The organism is Candidatus Sulfidibacterium hydrothermale, from assembly GCF_020149915.1.
Lineage (GTDB): Bacteria > Bacteroidota > Bacteroidia > Bacteroidales > F082 > Sulfidibacterium > Sulfidibacterium hydrothermale.
The window spans coordinates 291128-317043 of the sequence record NZ_CP083760.1 but is presented as its reverse complement, the minus strand read 5'-3'; the positions used below and the strand labels follow the sequence as shown (position 1 = coordinate 317043).

The 25916-nt window shown below is 40.6% G+C and carries 20 protein-coding genes; 12 read left to right on the top strand and 8 right to left on the bottom strand.

Annotated elements, in window-relative coordinates:
* Nucleotides 1–32 precede the first annotated feature (32 nt).
* Genes LA303_RS01235 through LA303_RS01210 form a run of 6 tightly spaced genes read left to right on the top strand, consistent with a single transcriptional unit; the run spans nucleotide 33 to nucleotide 8377 of the window.
* Nucleotides 33–476, top strand: a complete 444-nt coding sequence (locus LA303_RS01235) for a hypothetical protein (protein ID WP_240526123.1) — start codon at nucleotides 33–35, stop codon at nucleotides 474–476.
* A gap of 4 nt (nucleotides 477–480) precedes the next feature.
* A complete protein-coding gene (ybeY, locus tag LA303_RS01230) occupies nucleotides 481–903 on the top strand; it encodes an rRNA maturation RNase YbeY (RefSeq protein WP_240526122.1) in 423 nt (140 codons plus the stop codon).
* A 27-nt stretch (nucleotides 904–930) separates the two neighbouring features.
* The gene (mnmG, locus tag LA303_RS01225) at nucleotides 931–2799 is read left to right on the top strand and encodes a tRNA uridine-5-carboxymethylaminomethyl(34) synthesis enzyme MnmG (protein WP_240527090.1); all 1869 of its coding nucleotides are present in this window, start codon (nucleotides 931–933) and stop codon (nucleotides 2797–2799) included.
* Nucleotides 2800–2828: 29 nt separating this feature from the next.
* A complete protein-coding gene (locus LA303_RS01220) occupies nucleotides 2829–3728 on the top strand; it encodes a class I SAM-dependent methyltransferase (RefSeq protein ID WP_240526121.1) in 900 nt (299 codons plus the stop codon).
* A 38-nt stretch (nucleotides 3729–3766) separates the two neighbouring features.
* Nucleotides 3767–7348: a sensor histidine kinase gene (locus LA303_RS01215; RefSeq protein WP_240526120.1), complete on the top strand. Its 3582-nt coding sequence runs from the start codon at nucleotides 3767–3769 to the stop codon at nucleotides 7346–7348.
* A 54-nt stretch (nucleotides 7349–7402) separates the two neighbouring features.
* Nucleotides 7403–8377: a polyprenyl synthetase family protein gene (locus tag LA303_RS01210; protein ID WP_240526119.1), complete on the top strand. Its 975-nt coding sequence runs from the start codon at nucleotides 7403–7405 to the stop codon at nucleotides 8375–8377.
* Between the two features lie 86 nt (nucleotides 8378–8463).
* On the opposite strand, the gene LA303_RS01205 is transcribed toward LA303_RS01210, so the two are convergent.
* Nucleotides 8464–11595 (bottom strand): VPS10 domain-containing protein, encoded by a 3132-nt coding sequence (locus LA303_RS01205; RefSeq protein ID WP_240526118.1) that lies wholly within the window; start codon nucleotides 11593–11595, stop codon nucleotides 8464–8466.
* Between the two features lie 211 nt (nucleotides 11596–11806).
* On the opposite strand from LA303_RS01205, the gene LA303_RS01200 reads away from it, so the two are divergent.
* Nucleotides 11807–12799 carry a glycosyltransferase family 9 protein gene (locus LA303_RS01200; protein ID WP_262901529.1) on the top strand — a complete coding sequence of 331 codons (993 nt, stop codon included), beginning with the start codon at nucleotides 11807–11809 and terminating at the stop codon, nucleotides 12797–12799.
* 6 nt (nucleotides 12800–12805) lie between these two features.
* On the opposite strand, the gene LA303_RS01195 is transcribed toward LA303_RS01200, so the two are convergent.
* Complete coding sequence (locus LA303_RS01195; protein ID WP_240526117.1) at nucleotides 12806–14443, bottom strand: S41 family peptidase; 1638 nt, start codon at nucleotides 14441–14443, stop codon at nucleotides 12806–12808.
* A 110-nt stretch (nucleotides 14444–14553) separates the two neighbouring features.
* Complete coding sequence (gene nhaA, locus LA303_RS01190; RefSeq protein ID WP_240526116.1) at nucleotides 14554–15867, bottom strand: Na+/H+ antiporter NhaA; 1314 nt, start codon at nucleotides 15865–15867, stop codon at nucleotides 14554–14556.
* Nucleotides 15868–16019: 152 nt separating this feature from the next.
* On the opposite strand from nhaA, the gene tyrS reads away from it, so the two are divergent.
* Both tyrS and LA303_RS01180 read left to right on the top strand, forming a co-directional pair.
* Complete coding sequence (gene tyrS / locus LA303_RS01185) at nucleotides 16020–17318, top strand: tyrosine--tRNA ligase (protein ID WP_240526115.1); 1299 nt, start codon at nucleotides 16020–16022, stop codon at nucleotides 17316–17318.
* A 68-nt stretch (nucleotides 17319–17386) separates the two neighbouring features.
* The gene (locus LA303_RS01180; RefSeq protein ID WP_240526114.1) at nucleotides 17387–18280 is read left to right on the top strand and encodes a transglutaminase-like domain-containing protein; all 894 of its coding nucleotides are present in this window, start codon (nucleotides 17387–17389) and stop codon (nucleotides 18278–18280) included.
* Here LA303_RS01180 and LA303_RS01175 read toward each other — a convergent pair.
* Nucleotides 18277–19047 carry an SDR family oxidoreductase gene (locus LA303_RS01175; protein WP_262901528.1) on the bottom strand — a complete coding sequence of 257 codons (771 nt, stop codon included), beginning with the start codon at nucleotides 19045–19047 and terminating at the stop codon, nucleotides 18277–18279. The genes LA303_RS01180 and LA303_RS01175 overlap by 4 nt on opposite strands.
* Nucleotides 19034–19876, bottom strand: coding sequence for a DUF1295 domain-containing protein (locus LA303_RS01170; RefSeq protein WP_240526113.1), 843 nt, complete (start codon nucleotides 19874–19876; stop codon nucleotides 19034–19036). The genes LA303_RS01175 and LA303_RS01170 overlap by 14 nt, the downstream gene beginning before the upstream one ends.
* Nucleotides 19877–19916: 40 nt before the next feature.
* Here LA303_RS01170 and LA303_RS01165 point away from each other — a divergent pair, with 40 nt between their 5' ends.
* Both LA303_RS01165 and LA303_RS01160 read left to right on the top strand, forming a co-directional pair.
* Nucleotides 19917–20603, top strand: a complete 687-nt coding sequence (locus tag LA303_RS01165) for a DUF6873 family GME fold protein (RefSeq protein WP_240526112.1) — start codon at nucleotides 19917–19919, stop codon at nucleotides 20601–20603.
* Nucleotides 20604–21329: 726 nt separating this feature from the next.
* A complete protein-coding gene (locus tag LA303_RS01160; RefSeq protein WP_240526111.1) occupies nucleotides 21330–22709 on the top strand; it encodes a tryptophanase in 1380 nt (459 codons plus the stop codon).
* A gap of 24 nt (nucleotides 22710–22733) precedes the next feature.
* Here the strand turns inward: LA303_RS01160 and rsgA are convergent, their stop codons facing one another.
* Both rsgA and LA303_RS01150 read right to left on the bottom strand, forming a co-directional pair.
* A complete protein-coding gene (gene rsgA / locus LA303_RS01155; RefSeq protein WP_240526110.1) occupies nucleotides 22734–23657 on the bottom strand; it encodes a ribosome small subunit-dependent GTPase A in 924 nt (307 codons plus the stop codon).
* Entirely contained in the window at nucleotides 23654–23923 is a 270-nt protein-coding gene (locus LA303_RS01150) for a cupin domain-containing protein (RefSeq protein ID WP_240526109.1), read from the bottom strand. The genes rsgA and LA303_RS01150 overlap by 4 nt, the downstream gene beginning before the upstream one ends.
* Before the next feature lie 34 nt (nucleotides 23924–23957).
* Here LA303_RS01150 and LA303_RS01145 point away from each other — a divergent pair, with 34 nt between their 5' ends.
* Complete coding sequence (locus LA303_RS01145; RefSeq protein ID WP_240526108.1) at nucleotides 23958–24701, top strand: PrsW family glutamic-type intramembrane protease; 744 nt, start codon at nucleotides 23958–23960, stop codon at nucleotides 24699–24701.
* Nucleotides 24702–24714: 13 nt separating this feature from the next.
* On the opposite strand, the gene LA303_RS01140 is transcribed toward LA303_RS01145, so the two are convergent.
* A complete protein-coding gene (locus tag LA303_RS01140; RefSeq protein WP_240526107.1) occupies nucleotides 24715–25911 on the bottom strand; it encodes a murein hydrolase activator EnvC family protein in 1197 nt (398 codons plus the stop codon).
* Between the last annotated feature and the right edge of the window lie 5 nt (nucleotides 25912–25916).

Genomic DNA, 25916 nt, shown 5'->3' with positions numbered 1-25916 from the left:
GTATAAAAGGCAAAATAAAAACACGGACAACAATGAATCTGACTGCAGCTTATCAGATAAAATCCACAGAAGCCATTCAGGTAAATCTTGAATTTTTTCTGGAGTATCTTTTCGATCTATGGAAAGTAAATACCATTTATCGCGGAAATATTCAAACCGCCTGCACGCTTTTATTTCAACACATCGTCCACTCAAATCAGGAAATTACCCTGACGGCTTCCCGGCAAAATGATTTTTTTATTCTTAGCATTGCCGAATTAACGCCGGCTATTTTGGCATCATTCAAAAAGCACTATTTGCCGGATGAAGCAAAAGACAGTCCGACAAAAGCCATCTTTTTAATACAAAAAGTCTGTGACGAGGTCATTTTAAAAAAAACCGAACTAATATTAAAATTTAATCTCGGGGAACTTCCTGAAGATATTTCGGGAGAACCACCAGAACAAATTCAAAAACAGGAAGAATATACAATATAGTTAAATGATTAATTTTCAATTTGATAGTGCAGATAAATTTTCCTTTCATCCTTCTGTTTATTCCAATTGGTTAAAAAAAGTAATTGCTTCTGAGCAATACAAAACAGGAGATATTTTATATCATTTTTGCACCGATGAAAGTTTACTTCAGATCAACCGTTCATTTTTACAGCACGATTATTACACCGATATCATCACCTTTCCACTATCGGGTTCTGCGGAAATAATTTCCGGAGAAATTTTCATCAGTACGGAACGGGTTAATGAAAACGCAAAAACAAGGAAAATCCCTTTTCAAACCGAGTTGGCTCGTGTTTTGGTTCACGGAGTTTTACATCTCATTGGATACGACGACCACACCGACGAAGAAAGGCAACAGATGCGTGCCAAAGAAGATTATTACCTATCTTTGCTGCCGCAAAAATAATTTTGTTTCACGTGGAACATCATGGAAATGTTTGAACAATACGATGTGATTGTTGTGGGTGCCGGTCACGCAGGTTCTGAAGCTGCCGCTGCCGCTGCAAATCTCGGATCAAAAACACTTTTGATCACCATGAACCTGAATGCCATTGCCCAAATGTCGTGCAACCCGGCCATGGGAGGCATTGCCAAAGGCCAAATCGTACGCGAAATTGACGCATTGGGAGGGTATTCCGGAATCGTAACGGACAAATCCATGATTCAGTTCCGTATGCTAAACAAATCAAAAGGGCCGGCCATGTGGAGCCCGAGAGCCCAAAGTGACCGGATGCTGTTTTCAGCCGTATGGAGAAATATGCTGGAACAAACACCCAATCTCGACTTCTGGCAAGATACCGTAACCGGCCTTTTGATTCGCGGAGATTACGTCATCGGAGTAAAAACCGCAATGGGAATCGAGATTAAATCCAAAACGGTTATTTTAACCAACGGGACTTTCCTGAACGGAAAAATACATATCGGAACCAAGCAATTTCCCGGAGGCCGGTTAGGTGACCCGGCCAGCTACGGTCTTAGCGACCAAATTAAAAAACTGGGATTTGAAACTCTCCAACTAAAAACGGGAACCCCGGTTCGAATCGACGGGAGAACCATCGATTTTTCGAAAATGGAAGAACAAAAAGGAGACGAAAATCCGGGGAATTTTTCCTTCTTCGAAAAAACAAAACTAACCAAACAGAAAAGCTGCTGGATTACTTATACATCTCCACAGGTACACGACACCCTAAAACTCGGATTTTCGGAATCACCCATGTTCACCGGAAGAATAAAAGGAGTCGGACCGCGCTATTGTCCGTCAATCGAAGACAAGATTGAACGTTTTTCGGATAAATCAAGGCACCAGTTATTTGTTGAACCGGAAGGATGGAATACCATTGAATACTACCTTAACGGCTTTTCATCATCCCTGCCCGATCATATCCAGGTAAAAGCCTTAAGAAAAATCCCGGGCCTGGAAAATGCCAAAATCTTCAGACCGGGTTACGCCATTGAATACGATTATTTTTCGCCGACACAATTAAATGCGAGCCTGGAAACCAAAAAAATAAAAAATTTATTTTTTGCCGGACAAATCAACGGAACCACCGGTTACGAAGAAGCAGCGGCACAGGGAATCATGGCCGGCATCAACGCCCACCGAAAAATAAAAGAAGAAGAACCGTTCATATTAAAGCGCTCAGAAGCCTATATCGGCGTGCTGATTGATGACCTGATCACCAAAGGCGTGGACGAACCGTACCGGATGTTTACTTCCAGAGCAGAACACCGGATTCTGCTGCGTCAAGATAATGCCGACACCCGGTTAACAGAAAAAGGATACCAGTTAGGCCTGGTTCCGGCTGCCCACTTTGAAAAATATCAGGCAAAAAAAGAAAAAATAGAACAGCTCATTACGTTTTTAAAAGAGACAGGGATCGCTCCGGAACAAATCAATCATCTTTTAGAAAAGAATAATACTGCACCACTAAAACAAAAAGTAAAACTAGCCACAGTATTATTACGTCCGCAAATCCGCCTGAGCGACTTAACCGAAGAACTTTCGGCACTAAAAACATTCACTCAAAAAAACAAAATTGACGACCAGTGTATCGAATCGGCAGAGATCCAAATCAAATACGATGGATACATTAAAAAGGAACAGGAGATCGCCATTAAATTAGACAAACTGGAAAACATCCCTTTAAAACCCGATTTCAATTATCAACAATTAAAATCCATTTCATACGAAGCACGAGAAAAACTTACGAAAATCAAACCTAAAACCATCGGCCAGGCAGCACGAATCAGCGGGGTTTCTCCATCCGACATTAACGTTTTACTGGTTTATTTAGGCCGATAAGAAAGAATGTTTCACGTGAAACAACCAAAATGGAAAAGATGCAAAAATGTCCGGTATGTGCCTCTGAAGAGACAACAAAATTTCTGGAAACAAAAGATTATTTTTTAACGGGCGAAGCTTTTGAAATATGGGAATGCCAAACCTGTAAAATACGTTTTACCACTCCACAACCTGAGGAAAAAGAACTTCCCAAATATTACCAGTCGAACGAATATTTTTCACACCAAACGGAAAAGAAAAACCCATTAAGTTTTCTTTATGCCCAACTAAGGCAAAAAAATATCCGGAAAAAATACAACTTAATCAATCAGTATGTCAAGCGCGGAAAAATATTGGATATCGGTTGTGGTACCGGCGAACTATTAAATTTTTTCAAAAAACAACAGTGGGATACAAAAGGAATAGAACCCAGCGAAAAAGCAAGAACGTTCGGAAGAAAAAATTACCACCTGCAAATAGAAACAGAAACAAAATTAGACCAGTGGCCGAAAAAAGAATTTGATATCATTTCCATGTGGCATGTACTGGAACACGTGCCCGATATCAACAAAAGAATTGATCAAACCAAAAGATTATTAAAAGATAACGGGAAAATAATCATCGCTCTACCAAACCCAAACAGCTGGGATTCAAAACATTATCATAAATACTGGGCCGCATTAGACGTTCCAAGGCACCTATACCATTTTACAAAGGAATCGTTAAGCAACCTATTGAAAAACAAAGAATTAAAAATCATAAAAATCGTTCCCATGAAAATGGATGCGTATTATGTATCCTATCTGAGCGAAAAATACCGGCAAAAAAAACTTCCCCTGTTTAGGGGGTTCATCAAAGGATGGAGATCAAACCGGTCGGCCCGACAAACCGGAGAATACTCAAGCCTGATTTATGTGATTGAAAAAGCAACCGATCAAAAGAAAAACTAATTTCGTACTTTTACGTATTCGGAAGAAAAAAGAATACGATGCCCATCTACACAAAAGAAAAGAAAAAAAAACAATTTTATCGCAGGATAACCCTGTTATTCCTTCTTCTCTTTCTGTTTTTTACGACCAGTTTATTAACGGAAAAGTTTTATGCGCCGGAAAATGTAGTTAAACGGGCAAAAAACAAGATTGAGCTAACTGTTAATCAGGCCATTACAACAGCAAACAAAGTGTCCGGTTTAGTGAAGCAAAAAAAAGAGATCAACTGGACCATATTAGAAAAACAGTTTAAAAAGTCAAAAGACATCATTGTCATCACCCAAAAAGGGAAAATCGTCTTTTGGAACAACAACATTTTCCCGGAGCACCTTCTTCAGATGACAAAAATCAACACCCCTGTTTTTCACTTCGAAAAAAACAAACTCTATCTCCTCTACCAAAAAAAACAAAACAAATTCACCATTTCGGTTTTCATCTCCTTAAACCAAAAAAACCTGCCACCGGGAAGCCGAATTATCAAAGGGCTACATTTTAACAAAAACAACATCCCGCTAAAAAATTGGAACATTACCATTACAACCGACAAAACACAAAAACCCAAAGCCATTCCTTTATGGTTTTTCATACTCTACCTGATCATCATTTATACCGGACTGGAATCGGTTTTCGTCTTCTATCAAATTCAAAAGCCACAAAGAATATCCAAAAGAACCAAACAGTTTTTATTTATTCTTGTTTTAATTTTTCTACGGCTGATCGTTGCATGGGCCGGATTCCCGGAAATATTCCGTCTTGAGTTTGCCAGTAACCCGCTGACAAAAATTCCGGGATTTCACACGGCAGCAGATATTCTAATAAATGCCATCTGGTTTATTGTGTTTCTTCAGTTTTTGCGGAATACAGAAAAAGAAGATCAGAAAAAATGGCAAAAGAACAAATGGCTAAAAATATTGGGGATAGAAATCATCGTATTGAGCATTCCCATTCTTTTCTATTCCGTTACAGAAAGTCTGATACAAAACCGCTCAGGAATATTATTTCATGAGAACATCTACTTTACCCAAACCGGATTCGTAAATATCTTTATCCTGATTGTTGTTAATGTCCTCATTTATCTGTGGATTGATTTCTTCGTATCAATTTACAAAAAAAACAAACTGAAAGACAGTTATGTGCTGGCCCTTTTACTGGTTATAGCTGCCATTTTCTTTCTGATTTTCCCGTTCAACAAACAAGAAATCATTGCAGCCTGGTTCATTACCACCTCACTCACCATCACGATATACAAAATTGACCGAAAAGAAAAACCGTACATCCACAGCCTTTTAACGATCTTTATTTTATCATTGGTCATCGCTTTCGTTTTAAACCAAAATGAAAAAGCCAACAAAAACGCCCGACAAATTTACACGGCCAATCTGCTTACCCAAAAAAGAGACCCGTTTTTAGAATACATGGTAAAAAACAAAGCGGCCAAGATTTTAAACGATCAAACAATTCGGAAAGTCATCTACGGGAAAAGTGGAAATAAAGAATCTGCGATTAAAAAAATACTCTCACAAAAATACTTTGGCAAAACACTTAAGGCCTACACGACACAGGTAACCTTATGCGAACCGGGACAACAATTAGAGATTCAGCCGGAAAACCGGCTTATCGAATGCGAAAGGTTCTTTAAACGGCTAAAAGGTCCGGTAATTGACAGCACAACGCATTTTGAGCTCTCGTTCATCCCCAATACAGGAGAAAGTATTTATTACCTGGCCCAATTCAAATACAACGAAAAGAACACGCCTTTCAACTTATATGTCGAATTTTTCACCAACATCATCCCCAAAGGGATTGGCTACCCGGAGCTGTTACAAAATAAAAAAGAAGACAAAATAAATCTCTCCGGTTATTCCTTTGCTTTTTATCGACAGGGAAAGTTGGAATATAAGTTTGGCGATTTTCTGTACCCCATCGACATGGCAAAATACAAAACAGAACCGGAAAGGACATTTATCAACCTGGATGGTTTCACGCACTATAAAATTCCGGTAGGGAAAAATGAAATCCTGATCGTCAGCCGGCCGCAAACCAAACTCTCCGACCGGCTACTTCCTTTCTCGTTATCATTTATTTTGCTGGCCATTATTCTGGTAACTTACATTGTCATAACCTACGGAAAACAAATCCGGAAAACCTATCGTTATTCGTTCAGTACCCGTTTACAAATTACCATGTTCTCGGCCATGATGGTAGTTTACGCCATTCTCACCATGGTGATCATTTCGTATTTCAACACCAACAGCAAAAGAAATATCAGTAATATTCTCAAAGAAAAAATCAACTCGGTAGCCATAGAGCTAAAACAAAATTTTTATCCGTACCCCAACCAGCCGGCAGGCTTACAAATTTATCTGCAAAAACTTTCCATGATTTTTTTCACGGATATCCATTTATACAACCCGTCCGGTTTTCTTATTACCTCATCGAGACCTGAAATTTTTAGCGCAGGATTACAATCGAAACTCATGAATCCGGAAGCATTTTTCAAAATCGAAAAAGAACACAAATTGTTCTATCTCGGCAAAGAAAAAATCAGAAACGCTACATTTTATTCTGCTTATGCCCCGCTAATTCTGGAGAACGGGAAAGAAGCCGGAATTATCAACCTGCCATATTTTGCCCGGCAATCAGAACTGCAATACACCTACTTCCGAATGTTGACCAATCTGATCAATTTATTCGTATTTAGCGGACTGATTGGAATGCTCATCATGATTTATCTGTCCAAATTACTGACGAAACCATTGGAGGTACTGCAGCAAAAAATAAAAAATGTAAGTATTGAAAAACAAAACGAAAAAATTGAATGGCCACGGCAGGACGAGATCGGAAAACTCATAGAAGCATACAACAGCATGGTTGACAAACTGGAAGAAAGTGCCCGTTTGCTAAAAGACTCAGAAAGAGAAAAAGCCTGGCGAGAAATGGCACAACAAATTGCCCATGAGATAAGGAATCCGCTCACCCCAATGAAATTAAATATTCAATATTTAAAAAAACTGTACCAGGCAAACGACCCGTCGTTCAAAGAAAAAACAGAAACCATAAGCCAGTCGCTCATCGACCAAATAGAAACACTGAATGAGGTGGTCGATATGTTCTATGATTTTTCAAAAACCCAAAAACCGAAAGAGGAAAAAGCTGATTTGATCCAAACCATCCAATCAACCATCAGCCTCTTCAGAAAATCATATCCGGTAAAAATCGAATTCAACACCGAAACAGAAAAAATTAATGTAGCCATTTCACAACGCGATTTAGTCCGTATTTTGAATAATCTATTCAAAAATGCCATCCAGTCCATGGAAAAAAGTACGGAAAAAAAGATCGAAGTATATGTCACCAAAAAAACAGAAACAGCCATCGTTCAGATAAAAGACACCGGGAAAGGAATGGATGAAGAAGAACGAAAACACATTTTTATTCCCTATTTCACCACAAAATCAAAAGGAAACGGATTAGGGCTGGCAATTGTAAAGAATTTGATTCTTAAAGCTGGGGGAAGCATACGCGTAACTTCCGAAAAAGGGAAAGGAACTTCTTTCACGCTTCATTTTCCCCTAAAATAAAAAGAGAAACAATGAAAAAACTCCGGAAAATACGGTAATTTTGAAAAGAAAAAAATGTCCCGGTTAAGAGAGATAAAAAAACCCATAGCAGAAGAAATTAAAGCCTACCATAAGGTATTCAGAGAAACCATCCGGTCGAAAGTACCGCTGCTGGATATCATCATGAAATACATCCTTAAAACAAAAGGTAAAGAGATCAGACCGGTTATTGTTCTCTACACAGCGAAAATGATGGGAGGAATTACAGAAACAACCTATTACGCTGCCACGCTCATTGAGTTATTACACACTGCAACGCTGGTTCATGACGATGTCGTGGATGATTCAAACAAGCGAAGAGGACTGCTCTCCATAAACGCGCTTTGGAAAAACAAAATCGCCGTTCTGGCCGGAGACTATTTACTGGCAAAAGGATTACTGCTGGCAGTGGAAACAAAAAATCCGCATTTACTGGAATTTGTTTCCAAAGCCACACGAGACATGAGCGAAGGCGAACTTTTACAAATTGAAAAAGCAAGAAAACTGGATATCAGCGAAGACATTTACTTTGAAATTATCCGTAAAAAAACAGCATCCCTGCTGGCATCCTGCTTTGCCACCGGAGCACTTTCCGTAACAAATAACCGTGAAGCAATTGACAAGCTGTGGAAAATAGGAGAACTGACCGGTATTGCTTTTCAAATTATGGATGACTTACTGGACTATAAAAAAACATCCGTCACCGGCAAACCAACCGGCATAGATATCAAAGAAAAAAAGATTACCCTTCCTCTCCTTTTTCTTTTAAAAAACAGCGATAAGAAACAACAACGGAGAATTATCCGGACCATAAAACATCAAAATAAAAACCCACAAAAAGTAGAAGAATTAATTCGCCAGGTCAGGGAGTCCGGAGGGCTGGAATATGCCCGTAAAAAAATGATGGAATACAAAGAAGAAGCCATCCGGTTACTGGGTGATTTTCCTGAAAACGAAGGCCGTAAAGCCTTGGAAGAAATCATCCATTTTACCATAAACCGAGAGAATTAACCGAAAAGCAAACAAAACGCCAAACTTCACATCACAAAAAAAGCCGGGCTCATTATGAAACCCGGCTTTTTCTCTTTCTTAGATATCTATTTCACAACAATACCCCGCGTTATAACGCCTTTAACGGCATTAGCCGAACCCACTGATATTTTAACCAGATAGACTCCCCGGGCAAAATGATGATGAATTGAAGCCTCCTTACTGTTGAAGACTTTACTATAAACTTTTACCCCGGCATGATTGTAAATAGTAATTTGATAAAATTCCTTATCCGCTTTCACCATAAAAGTTCCGGTATTCGGATTCGGATAAATACGAACTTCTCCCAACAGGGCTTCGTTGTTCTGTATGCCGGTACATTCAACCCGGTAAATCATAACACTGCCTTTCACCGAAAGACTTCCGTCAAATGCCTGAACGATATATAAAACCGAGTCCTGAAACGGTTTCACGATTGGGTTTTGCTCATAAGAAGTCCATCCTAAAGGATTGGTACTCCAATTAAAATTATAATCTCCGGAGCCTCCGCTCATGATTGCAAAGAGTTGTGTGGTATCACCCGAACAAACCGTTGTACGGTTGGCTTTTACCGTAACACTTAACAAATCTTTTACCTGAACGTAATCGTTTTGTGTAAGCGTATACGTACTGTCGCCCGTCGCGGTAAGGGTTACCGTATAAGATCCGGAAGCATTAAATTTCACTACCGGATTTTGTGAAGTAGAATCCGTATTAGACAAATAAGTAATGGTTGCCGGAGAGAATTTCCATTTCCACGATGTGGGATGATTGGTAGACATGTCCGTAAACCGAACAGTATCGTCTACATAAGGATGAAGGTTATCGGCTTCAAACAATGCCTGTTTGATGGGCTCGATATATCCGGTAAACAAAGGAGATGTCCACAATCCACGGCCAAAAGTAGCGGCAAACAATTTTCCACTGCCGGTTCCGTCGTAATGAATATCCAAATCGTTCACAACCACATTGGGAAGATTTTTGTTGAAAGGAATCCAGCGCGATAAATCCTGCTGGACAAAAACGCCAACATCGGTTCCGGCATACAGCTCAACAGTATCTTTTTTTGCTGTATTCTGAACAATACAGTTTACAGGTACTTCCGGTAAACCGGTAGAAATATTTTCCCAGCTTTCACCGCCGTTATCCGTTTTAAAAACACCCAAGTCATTAAAACCACCCATAGCAACCCAAACCGTATTCGGATCATCATTTTTTACCGTAATGTATTTGATGGAGGCATAATCTACCGGTAAGTTAGAAGTAATATTTGTCCAGGTGCTTCCTCCATCTTCCGACTTATAGATAATAGAATAAGTCGCGGCATAAATATATTTTGTATTGGAAGGCGCTACTGCAAGAGACTTTAAGGTTTTGCCGCCCCAGTTACTCAGTTTTGTCCAAGTATCCCCCTGATCTGTTGATTTGTACACATCAGAGTATCCGATATAAATCGTTTTAGGATCTTTCGGATCAAGTAAAAACGGGGTTACCCAGGCACCTTCTCCGTCCAATCCGCTTGAAATATCTTCAGAATGACTCCAGTGATCTTTTGTCCGTTCAATAGCCCCATTCGGATTTTCTGCGTATTGGGTGTTTACGTCGGTATAATCTATTTGACAATCCATCCCGTCACCGCCCATAACATCAGTCCAGGTACCGGAAGAAAGAAGTTTGGTTCCGTTATCCTGCAATCCGGTAAGTACCTCATCAGAAACCGTAGCAGACGTATTTAAACGATAAATTTGGCTAATGGCCATGCCACTGGTCAAATCGGTCCAATGTTTTCCATCGTTGCTTTTATAAATACCGCCATCGTTACATTCAAACAATGCATTTGTTCCCGGTTGAAAAGCCATATAATGTTTATCGGCATGAACAATTTCATTTTGATTAGAACACGTACTGGACCAGTGATTAGCCAGTGCCCAATGATGACCACCATCATGCGAAACCCAGGTATTCACACCGCCAACATAAACAGTATTGGCATCTGTTGGATCGGCCACCAACACCAAATCATACCATCCTTGTCCACCATCGTCGGTTCCTGTACAATTCCAACCTAACAAATTAATCGTATCCTGTACAACTTGAAAAGTGTGTCCGTAATCATTCGACCGGTAAACACCAAAAAGGCCATTATCAGATCCCACAATTAAACCATAAACAACATTAGCACTGTCCGGGCTCACAGCAATAGCTACTCTTCCGGCACCCACATCATTCTTATCAATTACCTGGGTCCAGCTTTGGCCACCATCCGTGCTATAAAAAATTCCGCCCCACGAATCGCCGGCATACATAATGCTTTTGTCATCCGGATTAAATTCTATTTCACGAAAGTGATGCGCATCAATTTCATTAAAAGAAACGCCTCCGTCCGTTGTTTTATACAACCCCTTATTGGTGGCCACATAAAGTGTATTATCATCATCCGGATCTTTCAAAATCCGGTAAACCATGGCATAATCTGTCAGTTTCCAGGAAAGTCCGGTTGTATTCCATGTTTTTCCTCCATCGGTCGATTTCAGGACACCGATGGAATAAGTATCCCAATGGTCTTTATCTCCGGTACCGAGATAAACAATATCGTCTCCGCCGTGATTTTCAACCACCATATCGGCAACGCCCAAAGACATATTAAAGTCGCCCAGCGGGGTCCAGGTATTCCCCAAATCGGTTGTTTTCCAAACACCACCAGATGCCGTACCCACATACAAAGTATTCGTATCAACAGGACTAAAAGCCACACAATTTATACGTCCTAATCCGGCGTAACCGCCCTGTGTTTGGTTTGGTCCGATACTTACCCAATCGCCATCGTCTTCAACGAGTGCTGATTTTGTTTTATGCTGTGCCAGATACTTTTGATAAATATCCCAGGCTGTTGTTGTCGGAAAAGCTTTGGTTTTAGGGTCAACACGCGTTTCCCAATACCACTCCCAACGCATGAACTTTTCATAATTTTCATCCCTGATCTCATCTTCCACTTCCCGTTCGGCTTCCGTTTCTTTCATCTTTTCGCCCTGCCAGTATTTCGAGAAAGCTTGTTGATAATCTTCTAACGTAAGGGTATGATTTTTTACTTTGTCTTGGGGTAAAAAACGCTTCCATTCCTGTGCCTGCAAGGATTGAAATGAAAACAAAAACAGGAAAGTAATGAATATTCCCTGTAACAGGTGTACTTTGTTTTTCATAATTACTGTAATTAAATGGCTGACTATTATTTATTTACCATAGCTAAACGAATCAATGGAAGGCCGCTGACAGAATCTGCCTGCGTTTCATAATTCTTGACAAATTTAAACAAAAAGAATCAACATGGTTAAATAGCAAACAGAATTTTAAAAACCCCGGAACTTGAGTGCTGTCGCTTTTATTATACATTTGCAGAAAAAAGAACCGATTTTGAAAAAAGTTTTAATCATCCGTTTTAGTTCTATCGGGGATATTGTTCTTACCACGCCGGTAATCAGAGCGCTGAAAACACAATCCGGTTACGAGGTTCATTTCCTTACCAAAGAAAAATATAAACCCATCTTTTCAGAAAATCCTTACGTGGATAAAGTTCATGTTTTACAGGATAAACTGGAAAAAGTAATTACCCGGCTAAAAGAAGAAAACTTTGACTTTATCGTCGATCTACACAAAAACATCCGCTCTTTACGGGTTAAAAAAGCATTAAAAAAGCCTTCTGCTTCTTTTCCGAAAGTCAATACCCAAAAATGGCTAATGGTCCGTTTTAAATGGAACCTGTTGCCGGAAAAACATATTGTTGACCGCTATTTTGAAGCCGTGGAAAAAATCGGCGTAAAAAACGACCAAAAAGGACTGGATTATTTTATTCCGGACAAAGATTATGTGGATTTGCGGGAATATCCCCTACTAAAAACAAAAAAATACATTGCTTTTGTTATTGGCGGACAACATGCCACAAAAATATTTCCGCCAGAAAAAGCAGCAGCTGTCATCGAAAAACTGGATCATCCTTTTGTTCTGCTTGGCGGGAAAGAAGACCGGGAACGCGGCGAAAAAATAAAAGCATTAAGCAAAAACGAAAAAATCCTAAATGCCTGCGGAAAACTCAATCTGAATCAATCTGCATCTCTCGTACGGCAGGCAGGAGTAGTCATTACCAACGACACCGGTCTCATGCATATTGCAGCCGCTTTCAAAAAACCGATAATCAGCATCTGGGGAAATACCATTCCGGCTTTCGGCATGTATCCTTACGAACCGGGAGAAAAAAACAAAGTGGTTATGGCAGAAGTCAACGGACTAAAATGCCGGCCCTGTAGCAAACTGGGCTTTAACAAATGCCCGAAAGGACATTTCCAGTGCATGCTAAAGCAAGATGAAAACTTTATCGTGTACGAAGCGAAAAGACTCCTCGCCCTTTAATCCGGATCAATCGTCCACATGCCGGTGATTCATCACCTCCACAGCTTTTTTAAAGATCGGATCGATCTGATGATAGATCGGATAAAATCCTTTCTCATTCAAAATATTTCTTCCCACATACGCTTTAAAAAGAATCTTGATCCGTTTTTCGGAAAGTTTTTCTTTCCGTTTGGTGGTTTTAATTCCCTTTGATTTGGCAAAAGCCACCAGGTCAGCATACTCTTTTTCGGTCATATGGAAATTCTTATCAAAGCTTTTAAAATCTTTGTATTTACGCAATTGCGGACGATGCGTATCGGTATAATCAAAGGCGAACTGATAAATCAAGCCCTTGTTGGCCAAAATATTGTAGAACGAATGCAGGGTGTCTTCTACCAACGGCACATAAATATCCGGCATAATACCGCCACCGCCATAAACCACCTTGCCTTTCGGGGTAACAAACTTCAGCGAATCGTTAAATTTAATACTGTCCGGGTTTTCCATTTCCCCGTCAAGATACCGGCGATAAGCTTCGGCATAATAATCTTTAAAATCATCTTTTTTGTATGGTTTCTGGATACAACGGCCGGTAGGCGTATAATACCGTGCCACCGTCAGGCGCAAAGCCGACCCATCGGGCAAACGAAGCTGCTCCTGCACCAATCCTTTTCCAAACGAACGGCGACCAATTACAACACCAATATCGTTATCCTGTAAAGCGCCGGTGACAATTTCGGCTGCCGATGCGGTTCCTTCATCAATCAAAACAGCCACATCGGTATGTTTCAGCTGTCCTTTGTCTGTAGAATAAGCTACCGTTTTAAGCCGGTGAAGTCCTTTGGTGTAAACAATCAGCTTACCTGCCGGAAGAAATTCATCCGCCACGCGGATGGCAGCACTCAGCAACCCACCGGGATTCCCCCGCAGGTCGAGAATTAATTTTTTCATTCCTTCTTTTTTCAGTTTCCGCACGGCACGGTCAAACTCATCATAAGTAGTGGCCGAAAACTTATTCAGTTTGATGTATCCCAAATCTTTATTCACCATATACGCAATATCAAGGCTGTACATGGGAATGCGGGCTCTCGTAATGGTAAAATGCAGTAATTTGGGCACACCACGCCGGTAAATGGTTACCTTCACTTTGGTTCCTTTTTTCCCTTTCAGCATGTGCATGGCTTTGGTATTGGTAATATGCACACCAGCCACTAAAGTATCATTTACCCGCACAATACGGTCACCGGCCATTAATCCTACTTTTTCGGAAGGACCTCCCGGAATAGGATTAATTACCATGATGGTATCTTTTTCTATTTGGAAACTGATACCAATTCCATCAAAACTTCCCAAAAGCGGATCATTCAGCTCATTAAATTCATCCGCCGGAATATATTGCGAATGCGGATCCAAATCATTCAGCATCCCTTTTATGGCATCAGCCTCCAGGTGATCCTGATGAACGGAATCCACATAATCGTTTTCGATATAGCGGATTACTTCATCCACTTTGTTGTAGCCCGAACCCGGACGGTTAACAAAAGGAAGAACAGCTTGTTGCGAAACTTTACTTTGTAATAAAAATCCCAGAATAATGCCTGAAATCAAAATCAGGGCAAAAACAATGGGCAGATAAATACGATAATTTTTCTGCTTTTGAGACATCTTTCAACTTTTTGTAGAAAATGCAAAGATAGAAATAACACAGGGCTTTATCCTGAAACCGGCTTTTGTTTTAGGAAATTTTAACCCCGTTGGAACAAAAAACAAAAGGATCATTTTTTACGGGTCGAAATCGCCAGCCAGCCCATACCCACCAAAGCAGCAATAAGAGAAGCCGTCATAATTCCCACTTTGGCAATCTGTTTCAGCGCCTCATCCCGGAAAGCCAGTTCCGAAATAAAAATAGACATGGTAAAACCGATGCCGGCAAGCATCGCCACTCCATAAAATTGTTTCCAGGTTACTCCTTCCGGCAAAATGGCCAATTTAAATTTAACCATCAGTTTCGAGAAAATCGTAATCCCGGCAAATTTCCCGATAACCAGTCCCAGAATAATAGCAATCGAAACCGGATGAAACATCAAATCAAAAATATTTCCTTCAATCCGGACACCGGCATTGCTCAAAGCAAAAAGAGGAAGAATAAAATACGTGGTAATCGGATGCAGAAAATGTTCCAGTTTTTGTAAAGGAGTTTGCGCTTCGTCATTTACTTTATCTATTTCTTCAATAACGTGAGCCTGCCCTTCGGTAAGCAACGGATTGTTGTTGGGATTAATGTTTCTAAACTTCTTTAACAGTTTTTCCAGTTTTGTGATATACGTTTCTTCATTAATTTTTGTCCGGGCAGGAATGGTCAGGGCGATTAAAACCCCGGCAATGGTGGCATGAACGCCGGAATATAAAAACGAAAGCCACACGCCCGACAACCCCACAACGGTGTAAAACAACGTCCGGCGCACTCCTGCGTAATTGGCAACAATTAAAACCACAAGAAAAACAGCCGCAGTGATCAGTTCTTTAACGGCAATGGTATCGGTATAAAAAATGGCGATGACCAGAATAGCGCCCAAATCATCGGCAATAGCCAATGCTGTAAGGAAAATTTTCAACTGAATGTTTACCCGTTTTCCGAGCATGGCAAGCAACCCTAAAGCAAAAGCAATATCTGTAGCCATCGGAATGCCCCAACCATGTATTAACTCGGGTTTATTGATTACCACCAGCACATAAATCAGTGCCGGAACCAGCATTCCGCCAATAGCTGCCACAATAGGCAGTGTTGCTTTTTTCATGGACGAAAGCTCTCCGCCAATAATTTCGCGTTTAATTTCAAGTCCTACCGTAAAAAAGAAAATCGCCATCAACCCATCATTGATCCAATGATGAAGAGAACCAATCAGTTTAAAATTGCCCCAGGTAATACCGGCTTTCAATTCGTACCACAAATGATGATATGCCGGATAATAAGACGAATTGGCCCAAAACAGCGCAACAATAGTAGCTAAAATCAACAGGACGCCTCCGGCGGTTTCCTGATTAATAAATTTAGTGATGCCAAAATGGCGAATTGGTTTTTCACTCATTGTTTTCCTGGTATTTAAAATAGTAAGCTAAAGTAACGAATTTGATGATAAACTCAAATTCAGTGTGATCACAAAATTCTAAAGCAAAAGGAACAGGTATGTGGTCAATAAAGGCAAATCGCTATTTTTGCCGAAAATTTGTAATACGTCTTATGAAAAATTTTGTGGAAGAACTACGGTGGCGGGGAATGATTCACGATGTCATGCCCGGAACAGAAGAATATATGAAACAGCACATGACTTCGGGTTATGTGGGCATTGACCCCACAGCCGATTCGTTACACATCGGACACCTGGTAGGCGTAATGATGCTGAAACATCTACAGCTGGCCGGACATCGTCCCATTGCACTGGTAGGCGGAGCTACCGGAATGATTGGAGACCCTTCCGGAAAATCACAGGAAAGGAACTTGCTTGACGAAGCCACGTTGCGCAAAAATGAAGAAGGAATAAAAAAACAACTCGCTAAATTTCTTGATTTTGAAAGTGATGCCGATAACCGGGCTTTGCTGGTCAACAACTACGACTGGATGAAAAATTTCACTTTCCTGGAATTCATTCGCGATATCGGGAAACACATTACCGTCAATTATATGATGGCCAAAGAATCGGTGAAAAAACGCATCGGGGCAGACAGTAAATCGGGAATGTCGTTTACCGAATTTTCGTACCAGTTGGTACAAGGATATGATTTTCTGTATTTGTATGAACATGAAAACTGCAAATTACAGATGGGCGGAGCTGACCAATGGGGAAACATCACCACCGGAACCGAATTGATTCGCCGTAAACTGGGACATGAAAATGAAGCTTTTGCCCTTACCTGTCCGCTGATTACTAAAGCTGACGGAGGCAAATTCGGGAAAACCGAAAGCGGAAACGTATGGCTCGATCCGGAACGTACCAGTCCTTACGAATTTTATCAGTTTTGGCTGAACGTATCGGACGAAGATGCTGAAAAATATATCAAGATCTTTACCCTTCTCTCGCGGGAAGAAATTGAGCAGCTTATCGAAGAACATAAAAAAGCACCTCATCTCCGGTTATTACAAAAAACACTGGCTAAAGACATTACGGTTCGTGTTCATTCCGAAGCCGATTATCAGGCTGCCGTAGAAGCATCACAAATCCTTTTTGGGAAAGGAACCACCGAGATGCTGCAAAAATTGGACGAACGTACGCTGTTGGATATTTTTAAAGGTGTTCCGCAACCGGAAGTTTCTCGTGCCGATTTCGAAGCCGGTATTGGCTTACTGGATTTCCTTGCCGGGAAAACCGGTATTTTTAAATCGAATGGAGAAGCCCGCCGGATGTTAAAAGACCGTGCTGTGATGATTAACAAAAACCGCATAGACGAAAATTACTCACTGAGCTCCAACGACCTGTTGAAAAACCGGTATATCCTCGTGCAAAAAGGAAAGAAAAACTATTTTCTGGTGAAAATTGTGTAAAACATTTTTCCTTTTTCCGAGTTTTATTTTTGCAAAGCCGTACTTTTATTGCCGGTAATTGTATGCCCATGCCCGAAAAAAAATTTAAAAAAACACTGGATGCTATGATCCGGCTTTTGGACGAACCGGATGAAAAACTTTATGCCACCATCCGCATGCAGATTCTGGCGCTGGGAATTGAAGCCATTCCTGAACTGGAAGAAGCCGAAAGCAATTTTCCGGGTTCCATCATTACCCAACGGCTTGAGGAGATCATCTATACCCTTCGCACAAACGATACTTTTGAAAAATTAAAACTGTGGGCCGCTACACAAAGCCATCATCTTTTAGATGCCTGGATTCTTATTTCGTCTTATCTCTCTCCTGACGACGATCCGGAAAAACAAAAAGAATCGGTAAGTAAACTATATCGCGACGTTTGGGTTGAAATGAACCAGGACTTAACTGCATTGGAAAAAATCCGGGTGGTTAATCATGTTTTCTACAATGTTTATCAATACGGGGCCTTACAAGAAAAAAAAGCCATGGTTCCAGCTTATTTGCTGGGAAATGTACTCCGGATGCAACGGGGAAATCCGTTATCGCTGGGGATGCTTTATCTTATCATTGCCCGGCGGCTCGGATTACCGGTGTATGGTGTGAACCTGCCACGCCATTTCATTCTTGCGTACACCAACGGATCGTCTCTACCGGTTCCGGCAAAAAGCATCCAGGAAAAGGACATTCTGTTCTATATCAACCCTTTCAACAAAGGAGCTATTTTCAGAAAAAGCGAAATTGAATTGTACCTGAAGCAGCTCCGGATTACTCCGCAGGATAAATTCTTTCTTCCGTGCAGTAATATTGAGATCATTCGCCGGCTGCTTCATGAATTGGCCGTCATTTTGCGTAAGCAGCCGCTTCATCCCAAAGCAAAAGGAATTGAATCTTTTTTATCGGCATTAAAAGCAGGACCTGCTTAAAACCCGTTAATCAAAAAGCCGCCGTCAACAGCCAGACATTGTCCGGTAATATAAGAGGCAGCAGGCAAACAAAGAAAAGCAATAGCAGAAGCTACTTCTTCGGCTTCAGCCAGGCGTTTCAAGGGAGTCCGTGTCAAAATATCCTGATAATATTTTTTGTCTTTCAACAATTGTTCTACCAAAGGAGTTTTCGTGTACCAGGGAGCAACAGCATTGACCCGAATGCCATCCGAAGCCCATTCAACCGATAAATTACGGGTAAGCTGGGTCAGTGCAGCTTTGGTCATCCCGTAAGGAGCACCTGAACGCAAATGGGTTAGTCCGGCTACCGAAAGCACATTGACCACCGCAGCATCTTTTGATGCTTTTAGCAACGGATAAAAAAGCTGGGTCAGTGCAAAATTCGAATGCATGTTCGTATTTAAAATGTGGTGGTATTCTTCCACAAGATAATCGGTCATACGTTTGCGAATATTGGTTCCCACATTGTTCACAAGAATATCCAAACCCGAAACCGTATTTTTCACAAAACGAAACAGCTTTAGCCGGTCAGATTCCAACGTAACATCTGCCGCTGTTCCATAGGCACGAAAACCGTCTTTCCGCAATTGTTCAACCTGTTTTTCCACATCTTCCGCATGGCGAGCCGTAATAATAACCGTAGCACCCAACGCAGCCAGTTCTTCAGCGGTGGCTTTTCCTATTCCTTTTGTACTTCCGGTAACAAGTGCTGTTTTTCCGTTTAATTTCCATTTATTTTCCATCATTTTTTCTGTTTTCAAGGTGTTTATCCATCCAGGGAATTAAAATAAAATAAAACGTGAAGGTGATAAGCGTCGGCCCGAGAAAAAGACGCCACAAAGGCAAATAAAAAGAAATGGCATATAAATAAATGCCCCACCAAAAAAGCATTTCGCCCACATAATTCGGATGGGATAATTTTGCCCAGACTCCGGAACGCAAAAGCTTATTCCGGTTCGAAGTATTGCCATTAAATTTCAGGAGCTGAAAATCAGCCACCGTTTCCAGGCCAACTCCCAGTACCATGATAAAAACAGCAACAACCCAAATGCCGGTAACCGGGACTGTTGGCGGCCGTTCGAAAACAAAATAAAGCGGTAACGTGGCTAAAAAAACAAGTGCCGTCGGCAGAAGATGGATGGCCACCAAACTGAAAGTCCAATACCAATGACGGGTTTGTTTTCGCAACGCCTGAAAACGCCAGTCTTCCTGCCGGAAACCTTCCCAACGCAGCATCCAGTGCAGGGTAAGCCGCAAACCCCAAAACAAAATCAGCGCAATGCCTACCCACTGATAAAACGAAATGGTTTTCATGAATAAGTTGGGGAGCAGCCAGTAAAAAGCAGTTAAAATGGGAGCAATGCTCCAAAAAGGAGTAAACAGACTGGAATTATCCATAAACTTGCTGAAGAAATAAATTACCACAGCAGCCATCAGGTTGGCATAAGCCGTTTGCCATAACGGAGAAGGTATTTTCAATTCCAAGACTCCCCAGAACCCCACCAGAAAAGCCAAAATGTAAATCAGCAAAACCATGAGCAGGCTGACGGTTTTACCTGGTTTTTTGCGTTTCATATTTCCATGTAATTTTGAGTCGGTTAAATTACTCAAAATTATGTTCATTCTGGGAGATGCCCGGCTTCCGCTTGCGGTCCGGAAAAATCTAAGCCATTACGGTCAGTTTATTCCGTTTTACACCCGGAAACTGGTTTATGATGCCATTTCCGGACATCCGGATATTTTTTTCTGTTCCGGTGACCGGCAATTGGTCGTGGCTCCCAATCTTCCTGAAGAATATTTGCAGCTATTAAAGAACAACGGTATTTCTTTTCAAACCGGAAATCTACCGGCTGAAAACCGTTATCCTCACACTGCCCGTTACAATGCTGTCATCACATCAGATTTTATCATCCACCATCCCCAAATTACGGATAAACGCATCCTGGAAACCTTCACCGATAAAAAACTGATTGCCGTAAAACAGGGATATGTGCGGTGTAATTTACTGCATTTAAAAGAAGATCTTTTTATCACTTCTGACAAAGGAATTGAAAAAGCACTGAAAAAAGAAGGACTTCAACCGGAATATTTTTCACCGGAAGGAATTGTTCTTCCGGGCTTTTCACATGGTTTTCTCGGAGGATGCCTGGGCTTATATGAAAATAAAATACTGATTACCGGCTCTTTATCACACTATCCCGAAGGGGACAAACTGAAACAGTTTATCCAAAAAAAGGGGTTCCAGCCGGTAGAATTGTATGACGGCCCGCTGTTTGACGGGGGAGGGCTGTTGCTTTTATAACGGTTGGTAAGGCTAATTTCTATTTTGATGTGATACCATCTGGTTTCGATGAAGGAAAATGTGCTTAAAGTTAGAAAACCCAAAAAACAAAAAAGCAAATCACAAAAGAATCTCAAATCCCAAAAACCAACCGGTTTGTCCTGCTGAGCAACGCGAAGCATCTCGTTTAACTACCGTAATTATTTTTGAGATTCTTCACTTCGCTATCGCTCCGTTCAGGATGCAATGAAAACATGATAAAGCATTGAAAATCAAACGATAATTTCGGCTCGTCTGTGTTTATGCCTCCACTTTTCAAGTCCTGTCCGACTTGAAAAGAGACGTCCTTCAAGTACTTCAAGTGCCTAAAGTGGGAAATTTCAAAAGACAAAAAAGCAAATCACAAAAAAATCTTAAACACCCAAATGCAAAATCATAAACTGTTTAAAATCAACCAATCAACAATGACTAATGACCAAAGTTTGCAGAGTCTAAAGAGGGAAATACAAAACATCAAAATAAGAATTAGCTGATGGCATCCATTTCGAAAATCAGCGGTATGAATATTCCTGCAGAATGATTACCTTTGCATCAAATCTGATGATCATGTTGTCATTGGCAAACATACATCCTAAAGCGATCTTTCTGAATATCAAAGAAAGAGACAGATTCTGCTAAACCTGTCCCCTCCTTTTTCTTATTTCAGGTTATTTTCAAACTTATTTTTCATTTTAAATCGTAAAAAAAATGGAGTTACCTTTTGCAGAATCCTATAAAATAAAAGTGGTTGAAACCATTAAAAGAACAACGCGCGAAGAACGAATTCAAAAAATAAAAGAAGCACATTACAATCTGTTTAATTTGCGCAGCGAAGATGTCTTTGTCGACTTGCTTACCGACTCCGGAACCGGAGCCATGAGTGATAAACAATGGTCAGCCATGATGCTGGGTGATGAAAGTTATGCCGGCGCATCATCGTATTACAAATTAAAAGAAGCCATACAGGAAATTACCGGTTTCGAATACTTTTTACCTACCCATCAGGGAAGAGCAGCCGAAAATGTTCTCTTTTCCACGATGATCAAAGCCGGAGATATCGTTCCGGGCAATTCACACTTCGATACCACCAAAGGCCATATCGAATTCAGAAAAGCTCATGCTGTGGACTGCACGATTAACGAAGCTTTCCATACCGAACTGGATCATCCTTTTAAAGGAAATATCGACCTGAACAAGCTGGAAGATGTATTAAAAAAATATCCGCGCGAGCGAATCCCGCTGATTATGGTCACCATCACTTGCAATTCTTCAGGCGGACAACCGGTTTCTATCGAAAATATGCAGGCCGTAAAAAAACTGGCCGAAAAATATGGTATTCCGGTCTTTTTTGATTCGGCACGGTTTGCCGAGAATGCTTATTTCATCAAATTACGCGAAGAAGCCTATAAAAACTGGTCGATTCGCGATATTGTACGTAAAATGTTTTCGTACGCCGACGGCATGACCATGAGCAGCAAAAAAGACGCCATTGTGAATATGGGCGGATTCATCGGCTTTCGCGAACGCGAACTCTTCGAAAAAGCGACCCTGTACAACATCATGTTCGAAGGTTTTATCAACTACGGCGGCATGTCGGGCCGCGATATGAACGCACTGGCTCAGGGACTTTACGAAGGCACTGAATTTGATTACCTTGAAACACGAATTAAACAGGTAGCCTATCTGGGGCAACAGCTACGCGATTACGGAATTCCTACACAATATCCGTTTGGCGGACATGCTGTTTTTATTGATGCCAAACGCTTTTTACCCAATTTGCCCAAAGAACAATTTATTGCACAAACACTGGGTGTGGAAATTTACATCGAAGGCGGGGTAAGAGGGGTGGAAATAGGAACCCTGTTGGCTGACCGCGATCCGGATACCCGCGAAAACCGTTATCCGGAACTGGAACTACTGCGGCTGGCTATTCCAAGACGTGTTTACACCAATAACCATATGGACTATGTTGCTGCTACCGTGAAAAATGTGTTCGACCGGCGTAATGAAATTACAAAAGGGCTGAAAATTATTAAAGAGGCTCCTATTTTACGGCACTTTACCGTAACCCTGGAAAGAATGGAATAACAAACTGTTTTTCCGGAAGAATGATCAATCGAGATCTTCCAGCATGTTGAGGTAATTTTTATAACGAAAAGCCGGAAAAGTACCCTTTTCCACCGCTTCGCGTACAGCACATCCCGGCTCACTGACGTGTAAACAGTTGGAAAAACGACAATGGTTCATCAGTTTTCTGATTTCGGGAAACCGGTGTCCGAGTTCTGCTTTTTCAAAGCCGACTAATCCGAATTCTTTAATTCCGGGCGTATCAATAATTTCGCCGCCAAAATTCAGTGAAAACATTTCGGCAAAGGTGGTGGTGTGTTTTCCTTTGCGATGAGCTTTTGAAATTTCGCCTTCTTTCAAATGAAGAGAAGGATCAAGGCGATTAATTAATGCTGATTTTCCTACTCCGGAATGGCCGGATAACAGACTGATCTTATCTTTTAAAAGTTGTTTCAATTCATCAAGATGACAACCGGTTTTTGCCGAAGTAACCAAACAACGGTATCCGGCAGCCTGGTAAACGCTCAGTACTTCGTTTAACTGATCTTTTGTCTGGTCGCTGTATAAATCAAACTTATTGAAAACCAGAACCGCCGGTATATGATAGGCTTCGGCTGTCACCAAAAACCGGTCGATAAATCCCGTGGAAGTCCGGGGATTTTCCAACGAAGCGATTAATACTGCCTGATCCACATTGGCAGCAATAATGTGCGTAGCTTTTGAAAGATTTGTGGCTTTCCGGATGATGTAATTTTTCCGCTCACCAATTTGAACAATCAAACCGGTTTCAGGAATTTCGGTAAGACGAAATGCAACCTGGTCACCTACGGCAAGCGGGTTGGTCGTACGAATTCCTTTGATCTTAAAACGGCCTTTCAGCTTGCAACGATAGAACTTTCCGTCGTTGGTTTTTACAGTATACCAACTGCCGGTAGACCGAATTACCACCCCATGAAGCAGCTCACTCATGAAAAATGATAGTGTTTTTTTACAGGCGACCGGATATCCCAAACACACTGAAGTCCGTTTTCAAACGTAACAAAATCACCGGGTTTCAGTGTGAAGTTCCCGTGGTCGGTTTCAATCACCACGTCTCCTTCCAGGATATAACACTGTTCTTCACCGTCGTAAGACCATGAAAACCGTGAAATTTCTTTTTCCCAAATCGGCCAGTTACGGATTCCCCGTTGGGCAATTTCTTCTTCTGTTAATTTTTCAATTTTTACTGTTGCCATAAACTAATTCAAAAATTTTTCAAAAACCGTGTAAATGTACAAACATATTACTAAATTTGCCTTAATTAAACCCTTTAAAATTAAAACGATGAATTTACCCGATTATTTATCTTTTGGCTTTCCTTTGGCTTTATTTGTTTTATACCTTGCTTATTTGCACTATAAATTCAAAATAAAAACATGGAAACATCTTTTTAAGGCTTTTATTGGAGGGACTTTGGCTATTGTTCTTGTAATTATAGCACATGAATTAACCAAAATAAACGATTGGTATTATTATAATTATACAAGTTTACGTAAAATTGTTTTTTATATATTCATTGTAATTGCTTTTTGTGCTGAACTTGGCAAATTTATTATTCTTCGTTATTTATTTTATCATGAAAAAAGTTTCAATTCACCATTTTCCGGAATTTTATATGGCATAGCCATCTCTATTGGTTTTTCATTTACAGCAATAATCATATACGCAACAGGAGTAATTGGATTTGAAAAAATAAAATACCTTACTTTATTTTTGTGGACTTATCCTTTAGCAAATATTGTATTTGGAACTATCCAAGGTTTTTTTCTTGGAATGGGAAAAATTAGACAATCAACCATTATTGATGAAGCTACAGCTTTAGGAATAGCAACCTTTTTTCATGCTTTGTTCTACTTTTGTTTTTTGACATCAAACAAACAATTATTTTTTATCCCCATCATCGGATCTATTTTTATCATCTTTATTTTACTTGAAAAAGCTATTTCGCTTCAGCCAGAGATAAAAAAACGATAAATATTGACAACTTTTACGGGTTCTTTTTCAGCCAATAAGCCGGATTTTGAAGAATCTTATTGTGCCACACTTCGAAATGGAGTTCGGTTTTTCCCTGCAGGCTGGTATGAATGACACCCAACACTTGTCCTCGTTTTACCTGTTGATTTTTCCGCACAAGAATCTGATCAAGTCCGGAATAAACCGTATAATATTCTCCATGCTTCAAAATAACCGCTTTATTGGTATGGGTAATCACCACAATATTAACCACTTTTCCCTGAAAAACAGCGTAAGCACGACTTCCTTTGGCCGTGGCAATATTAATTCCGTTATTTTTTATCTGCACATGTTTCAGTACCGGATGATGATGGACTCCGAACGTCAACGAAACCACGCCGTGTTTCACCGGCCAGGGCAAACGTCCTTTGTTTGCAGCAAAAGAAGAAGAAAGCCGGCTTTCTTCCGCATGATGTTTTACCGATTTGCTTGCTGCTGATTTTCGTGCGGCAGCAATTGCTTTTTTAATCTGAGCATCCAATCGCTGCGACTCTTTTTGTTTTTCCCGTAACCGGGCTCGTAGATTCCGTTCTTTCTTTGTTAATTTTTTCTGTACCTGCCGCTTTTGATGTAACTCGTATTGCAATTTTGAAAGCTGGGTTGTTTCGCGGTTCAATAATTTTTTCTTCCGTGCCTGAGCCTGCATCAACTGCGAAAGTTTTTCTTTTTTTAATGCTTCAAGTTTTTGAATTCGCCCGGCTTCTTTGCGGATATAAGAAGAAATCTCATCCAGATAACGCAATCGCTGATAGGCCTGATTAAAATCCTTAGCAGAAAAAAGAAAGATCAACCGGTTATAGCTGTTATCATTTTTATACAGATACCATGCAATCTGGACATATTCCTTTTTCAGGGTATCCAGTCTACGGTTCAGCGCTTTTAACGAAACCGAAGTGGAAAGAATTGAATCAGAAAGTTGGGTAATTTCTTCTTTAAGAACCTGTACCAACCGTTCCCGCATGGCTATGCGTTTGCTAATCAATTGCAATTCATATACTGTGTTTTGTTTCGACCGGTTTATCTCTTGTAACAGCTGACTGGTATAAGTAATCTCCTTTTCTAATTTTTGCCGCTTGGCTTTCAGGCTGTTGGTCGATTGTGAAAAAACCGTACCGTTGCCCACAACCATTACCAAAAAAAGAATCGCCAGAAGCCTGTTTTTTAAAATCATGGTTA